Source organism: Microbacterium sp. zg.Y909 (assembly GCF_024626565.1).
Window position 1 is genome coordinate 1 of the sequence record NZ_JANJFJ010000280.1, and the last position, 5,748, is coordinate 5,748.

A 5,748-nucleotide genomic window follows, 5' to 3' on the forward strand; every position below is an offset into this window, starting at 1 on the left:
ACCGCCTGGCACGCGTCGATGCATGCGCGGCACGCCTGGGCGCACATGCGGCACACCTCGCTCATCTCGGCGTGCGGCAGGCACATGTCCTCGCACGTGGCGCACATCGCGATGCAGGCATCCAACACCGCCATCATCGACGCGGGCGTCATGCCCTGCATCCGCAGCATGGCGCGCATCATCGTGTTGCACATGTCGGCGCAGTTCATGCACGCCGGTGCGCAGTCCATCATCTGCGTCGAACACACCACACACGCCTGCTCGCACGCGGAACACGCGTCCATACACGCCTGCATCAGCGCCATGTCCATCGTGTCCATGCCGGGAACCGCCGACATGTCCTTCGACACGGCATCCATCATCCTGGAGTCCATCGCCCACCTCTTATCGTCCGTGCTCGACGAGCAGGGGGCCCGCCTGCCGGTCATGGTAGGACGGCCGGCCGACGCGCGGTAGCCCCCGGGTAGGGTCGGAGAGGTGATGCCCTCCCCCACCCGCACCCCCCGCCGAGCCCTTCTGGGCACCCTCACCGCCGCCCTGGGATTGAGCCTGGCCGGTGTGCTTGCGACAGCGGCCCCCGCCGCCGCGCACGACGAGCTGATCGCGTCGGATCCCGCCGACGGGAGCACGGTCGCCGCGCTGCCGCCCGAATTGACGCTCACGTTCTCGGCCGGTGTCCTCGACGAGCCCACCGCGACGCTGGTGGAGGTGACGGATGCCGCCGGCACCGACCTCACCGACGGCGATCCGGTCGTCGACGGCACCGTCGTCACCCAGTCGCTCGAGGGCGACGCGGCCGGTGAAGTCACCGTCACCTGGAAGGTGACCTCCAGTGACGGCCACCCCATCGACGGTGAGTTCCGCTTCGAGATCACGGCAGCCGGCACGCCGACGCCTAGCCCGGAGGCAGTCACCGCACCCCCCGCCACCGCCGAGCCGACCGCGGACGAGATCACCGCGCCGGCCACCGAATCGGCAGCGCCCACCCCCGCCGCTGACGACGATGCCGCCTCGGTGCTGCCCTGGGCGCTCGGAGGGATCGTGCTGCTGGCCGCCATCGCGGCCGTGGCGTACCTGCTCGGCTCCCGCGCCCGACGCCGGCGCACCGACGGGGCTGCGGGCGGCCCCCAGGAACGCCCGGCCGACGAGGACTAGGCTGGTGGTCATGCCTCACTACGACGTCGTCATCCTCGGCGCGGGCCCCGGCGGGTATGTCGCAGCGGTCCGCAGCGCACAGCTCGGCCTGTCCGTCGCGATCATCGAAGAGAAGTACTGGGGCGGTGTGTGCCTGAACGTGGGCTGCATCCCCTCCAAGGCTCTCCTGCGAAACGCCGACCTCGCCCACACCTTCCTCCACAAGGCCGATCTGTTCGGCATCTCGGGGGACGTGCACTTCGACTTCGGCACCGCGTGGGATCGCAGCCGCAAGGTCGCGGACACCCACGTCAAGGGCATCCACTACCTGATGAAGAAGAACAAGGTCACCGAGTACGAGGGTCGCGGCACCTTCGCGGACGCCCACACGATCGACGTGGCCAAGTCCGACGGCTCGACCGAGCGCGTGACGTTCGACAACGCGATCATCGCCACCGGCTCCCGGGTGCGCCTGCTCCCCGGTGTGGAGCTGAGCAAGAACGTGGTGACCTACGAGGAGCAGATCCTCTCCCGCGACCTGCCCGGTTCCATCGTCATCGTCGGCGCCGGCGCGATCGGCATGGAGTTCGCCTTCGTGCTGAGCAACTTCGGCGTGAAGGTCACGATCATCGAGTTCCTCGACCGCGCCCTGCCCAACGAGGACGCCGAGGTCTCGAAGGAGATCCAGCGGCAGTACAAGAAGTACGGCATCGACATCCTCACCTCCACCAAGGTGGAGTCGGTCACCGACGACGGTTCGAAGGTCACCGTCGCGTACACCGCCAACGCCGATGGCACCCCCGGTTCCATCGAGGCCGACAGGGTCATGATGTCGATCGGCTTCGCCGCCAACGTCGAGGGCTTCGGCCTGGAGAACACCGGCGTCAAGCTGACCGACCGTGGCGCCATCGAGATCGACGACCACATGCGCACCAACGTCGAGGGCATCTACGCCATCGGCGACGTGACCGCGAAGCTGCAGCTGGCCCACGTGGCCGAGGCGCAGGGCGTCGTCGCCGCCGAGACCATCGCCAAGGCCGAGACCCAGACGCTCGGCGACTACCGCATGATGCCGCGGGCGACCTTCTGCTCGCCGCAGGTGGCGTCGTTCGGTCTCACCGAGCAGCAGGCGCGCGACGCCGGCTATGACGTCAAGGTCGCGAAGTTCCCCTTCAGCGCCAACGGCAAGGCCAACGGCCTGGGCGAGCCCATCGGCTTCGTCAAGCTCATCGCGGATGCCGAGCACCTCGAGCTGCTGGGTGGACACCTCATCGGACCCGACGTGTCGGAGCTTCTGCCCGAGCTGACCCTCGCGCAGAAGTGGGACCTCACCGCTCTCGAGGCTGCCCGCAACGTCCACACGCACCCGACGCTGTCAGAGGCCCTGCAGGAGGCCTTCCACGGCCTCGCCGGGCACATGATCAACATCTGACGCCAGAGGTCATCGCACCACCTGACGCCGCCCCAAGACGAAGCCGGGGGCGGCGTCAGGCGTTGGTGGCGCGTTTCGTCGCGCTGCGCTCGCTCAGCGGCCGCGGGTCAGAAGCCGAGCGCCCGCGCGAGTTTCGAACCGGATGCCGCGGGGCGACCGCCCGCCGCGGCCACGAGGGCGTCGGCGGCGGCGAAGAGCGCCGCCCGCTGCTGCGGGTCGGCTGGGGCCGCGGGGCCGAGTTCCAGCTCCCACTCCCGCCAGGATGACTCCGTGCCGCGGCGCTCGTCGCGCGCGGTCACGTGGTCGTCGACGAACTCCGCGACGAGTCCCCCCGCGGCATCCGTCAGGGCATACGCCACGCGCGCGTTGCGGATCCGCGCGAGCGCCGTGAACGGGGGCTCCGCCCACTGCGAGAGAGCATCGACCACGCCCGCGGGCACCGGCAGCTCGAGCAGGTCGGCGGCGGGTTCCTCGCCGAGCGGCCACGCCCACTCGTGCTTTCCCTCGGGCGTGGAGATCTTGATGTGCCAGCCGGCATCGGGTCCCCCGGAGCGGCGACGCACCGCGACGCCCGCTCGGGCGAGATGTCCCTCGGCGGTGTCGAGATAGCGGGCGTCGAGGTCCCGACGCTCGGCCTCGCCGACGGCGGCGACGCCGGGCAGTGCCGTCCAATCGGGCACGGCCACGGTGTCGTCGACGTCGTACTTGCGCTCCACCTCGAGCGAGCGCTGCGGCTCGTCGTCGGCGGTGGGGCGGTCGGGCTTGCCTGCCACGCGACTACGGCAGGTCGGGGTGGTCGTCGGGGTCGGGGTCGATGTCATCCTGCGACTCGACGAAGCGGAAGACCGCCTCGGTGGGCCCGTCGTCGTCACCGGTGTTCTCCGGAGCACCTTCCCGCTCGTAGACGACCTGCGTCTCGCTGTAGGGCAGGATCAGCCGGTCCATGTCCGGGTCGTCGAGGGGAAGAACCTGTCCGTCGAGCGGACCTCCGTGCATACGTGCAATAGCCATGAGTTGACCTCCTGCTTCGACCCTAGCCCCGCCCGCCTTGCGGTTCCGCGTCGTTGCCCGGCAGCACCGCGGATGCTACGGGCGCGCGCCTTCCCAGCCTCGCAGCGTGCCGTCGGGTGAGGCGAAACGGGCCATGAGCGTGCAGTCCTTGCCCCCCAGGCCCTCTTCGGCCAGCTGATCCAGCTGCGACAGCGCGAGCCGCGCGGCCGGCAGATGCACGCCCGTGGCCTCTCCCGCCTTCACCGCCAGCGCGGCGTCCTTGCGGGCGAGATCGACGGAGAAGGTGGCATCGAAGTCGTGGTTGGCGGCGGCCGTCGGCACGACCCCCGGCACCGGGTACCAGGTGCGCTGTGCCCATGACTGGCCGGACGAGGCATCCACCACCTGCCAGAACACGTGCGGATCGAGTCCAAGGTGCTCGGCGAGCTGCGACCCCTCCGATATCGCCAGCACGCTGATGAACAGCATCATGTTGTTCGCGAGCTTGGCGGCGATGCCGCTCGTGGCTTCGCCGCAGGCGATGACCGTGCGGGCCATCGGGTCGACGATGGCGCGCGCCCGCTCGATGTGATCAGGGTGCCCACCCAAGAGGAACGACAGCGTGCCGGCTTCGGCGCCCGCCGTGCCACCCGAGATGGGGCTGTCGACGAACGAGAGTCCGCGCGCGGCGGCCTCGTCGTGGCACCACTGCGACGTGCCGACGTCGACGGTCGACGTGTCCAGCAGCAAGGTGGCGGGTGCCGCGTGCGCGAGCACGCCGCCTTCTCCCCCGTACACGGCGCGCACCTGGTCGGGCCCGGGGAGCGAGGTGAAGCAGGCGTCCGCGCCCTCGAGCGCGTCGGCGAGGCCGTCGGCGATCTGGATGCCGCGGGCGGCGGCCGCTTCGCGGGCGGCAGGCGACGGGTCGACGCCCCGCACGGTGTGTCCGGCGGACACGAGGTGGGCGGCCATGGGCGCACCCATGTGGCCGAGGCCGATCCAGGCGATGGTGGACATGGGGTTCTCCCTGCGACGTCGCTGTCGCGGCCGCGGGGTCTGCGGCCGTCACCAGTCACAATAGGGCGCGCCGCGGCATCCACCGAGCACGGCTGGCCAAGCAGGGGTCTGTGGCGGCATAGACTCAGGCGCGATGAAGCCCTTCCTGCTGCTGGCGACCCGCGCCGAAGACGTGCCCGCCGACGAGGAGTACGCGCTGTTCCTGCGTTACACCGGGCTGGACGAGCGGGATCTCGTGCGCAAGCGGCTCGAAGCGGAGCCGCTGGGCGAGGTGGACCTCGATGACTACTCGGGCGTCTTCGTCGGCGGCGGACCGTTCAACGCCTCGGACCCGCCGGAGAAGAAGTCCGCCGTGCAGCGGCGCGCCGAGGCGGATTTCGCGCGTCTGCTCGATCAAGTGGTGCCGCGGGACTTCCCGTTTCTCGGCGCCTGCTACGGCATCGGCACCCTGGGCTCGCACCAGGGCGCGGTGATCGACGGCACCTATCGCGAGCCGATCAGCGTCGTCACCGTGCAGCGGACGCCCGAAGGCGCCGCCGACCCGCTGCTGGCCGGCCTGCCGGACGAGTTCGCGGCATTCGTCGGCCACAAGGAGTCGATCGCCGTCCTTCCGCCGTCGGCGACGCTGCTGGCGACGTCGCCGGCCTGCCCCGTGCAGATGTTCCGCGTCGGCCGGAACGTCTACGCCACGCAGTTCCATCCGGAGTGCGACGTCGAGGGGATCTCCACCCGCATCCGTGCCTACGCGAAGTACGGATACTTCGCCCCGGACGAACTGGACCTGACACTCGAGGCGGTGCGCCGGCTGCCGGTGACGCACACCGGTGGCATCCTGCGCGCGTTCGTCGAGCGCTACGCCCGCTGAGGCACCGCCCCGCCGCGCCCCGCCCTCAGTCGACCGCGGGGACGTGCCAGATGCGGTCGATGTACTCGCGCATCGACCGGTCCGAGGAGAAGAACCCCGTGCGGGCGACGTTGAGGATCGCCGACCGGGTCCACGCGTCGCGGTCGCCGTACGCGGCATCCACCCGCGCCTGCGCGTCGATGTACGACCGATAGTCGGCCAGCACCATGAAGCGGTCGTCGTAGAGCAGGTTCGACACGATCGGCTCGAACACCGACGGGTCACCGCCCGAGAACGCGCCGGATGCGATGAGATCGATCGCACGGCGCAG

The 5,748-nt window shown here is 70.3% G+C and carries 9 protein-coding genes; 4 read left to right on the plus strand and 5 right to left on the minus strand.

Annotation, left to right across the window (positions count from 1 at the left end):
- Positions 1 to 320 (minus strand): hypothetical protein (locus NQ160_RS17035; RefSeq protein WP_257516348.1); only part of this gene is annotated, 320 nt, incomplete at its 3' end.
- Between NQ160_RS17035 and NQ160_RS17040 the strand changes: the two genes are divergently transcribed.
- From NQ160_RS17040 to lpdA, 3 genes are read left to right on the plus strand one after another with little or no spacing between them, the layout of a single operon-like run.
- Entirely contained in the window at positions 319 to 456 is a 138-nt protein-coding gene (locus NQ160_RS17040) for a hypothetical protein (RefSeq protein WP_257516349.1), read from the plus strand. The two genes, NQ160_RS17035 and NQ160_RS17040, sit on opposite strands and share 2 nt — an antisense overlap.
- Before the next feature lie 24 nt (positions 457 to 480).
- Positions 481 to 1,155 (plus strand): copper resistance CopC family protein, encoded by a 675-nt coding sequence (locus NQ160_RS17045; protein ID WP_257516350.1) that lies wholly within the window; start codon positions 481 to 483, stop codon positions 1,153 to 1,155.
- A gap of 10 nt (positions 1,156 to 1,165) precedes the next feature.
- Positions 1,166 to 2,566 carry a dihydrolipoyl dehydrogenase gene (gene lpdA / locus NQ160_RS17050; RefSeq protein ID WP_257516351.1) on the plus strand — a complete coding sequence of 467 codons (1,401 nt, stop codon included), beginning with the start codon at positions 1,166 to 1,168 and terminating at the stop codon, positions 2,564 to 2,566.
- Positions 2,567 to 2,673: 107 nt separating this feature from the next.
- On the opposite strand, the gene NQ160_RS17055 is transcribed toward lpdA, so the two are convergent.
- The 3 genes from NQ160_RS17055 to NQ160_RS17065 form a co-directional block, all read right to left on the minus strand.
- Positions 2,674 to 3,387: a CYTH domain-containing protein gene (locus NQ160_RS17055; protein WP_257516352.1), complete on the minus strand. Its 714-nt coding sequence runs from the start codon at positions 3,385 to 3,387 to the stop codon at positions 2,674 to 2,676.
- Entirely contained in the window at positions 3,344 to 3,577 is a 234-nt protein-coding gene (locus NQ160_RS17060) for a response regulator (protein ID WP_257516353.1), read from the minus strand. Before NQ160_RS17060 ends, NQ160_RS17055 begins: the two co-directional genes overlap by 44 nt.
- 75 nt (positions 3,578 to 3,652) lie before the next feature.
- Positions 3,653 to 4,573 carry an NAD(P)-dependent oxidoreductase gene (locus NQ160_RS17065; RefSeq protein ID WP_257516354.1) on the minus strand — a complete coding sequence of 307 codons (921 nt, stop codon included), beginning with the start codon at positions 4,571 to 4,573 and terminating at the stop codon, positions 3,653 to 3,655.
- A 133-nt stretch (positions 4,574 to 4,706) separates the two neighbouring features.
- On the opposite strand from NQ160_RS17065, the gene NQ160_RS17070 reads away from it, so the two are divergent.
- Positions 4,707 to 5,438: a glutamine amidotransferase gene (locus NQ160_RS17070; RefSeq protein WP_257516355.1), complete on the plus strand. Its 732-nt coding sequence runs from the start codon at positions 4,707 to 4,709 to the stop codon at positions 5,436 to 5,438.
- A gap of 25 nt (positions 5,439 to 5,463) precedes the next feature.
- Here NQ160_RS17070 and NQ160_RS17075 read toward each other — a convergent pair.
- Positions 5,464 to 5,748 (minus strand): glycogen/starch/alpha-glucan phosphorylase (locus tag NQ160_RS17075; RefSeq protein ID WP_257516356.1); only part of this gene is annotated, 285 nt, incomplete at its 5' end.

Bases quoted from the DNA above. Each gene is read 5' to 3' on its own strand.
- lpdA (WP_257516351.1), top strand. From the start codon at position 1,166: ATGCCTCACTACGACGTCGTCATCCTCGGCGCGGGCCCCGGCGGGTAT.
- NQ160_RS17070 (WP_257516355.1), top strand. From the start codon at position 4,707: ATGAAGCCCTTCCTGCTGCTGGCGACCCGCGCCGAAGACGTGCCCGCC.
- NQ160_RS17040 (WP_257516349.1), top strand. From the start codon at position 319: ATGCCGGGAACCGCCGACATGTCCTTCGACACGGCATCCATCATCCTG.
- NQ160_RS17055 (WP_257516352.1), bottom strand. From the start codon at position 3,387: ATGACATCGACCCCGACCCCGACGACCACCCCGACCTGCCGTAGTCGC.
- NQ160_RS17045 (WP_257516350.1), top strand. From the start codon at position 481: ATGCCCTCCCCCACCCGCACCCCCCGCCGAGCCCTTCTGGGCACCCTC.
- NQ160_RS17065 (WP_257516354.1), bottom strand. From the start codon at position 4,573: ATGTCCACCATCGCCTGGATCGGCCTCGGCCACATGGGTGCGCCCATG.
- NQ160_RS17060 (WP_257516353.1), bottom strand. From the start codon at position 3,577: ATGGCTATTGCACGTATGCACGGAGGTCCGCTCGACGGACAGGTTCTT.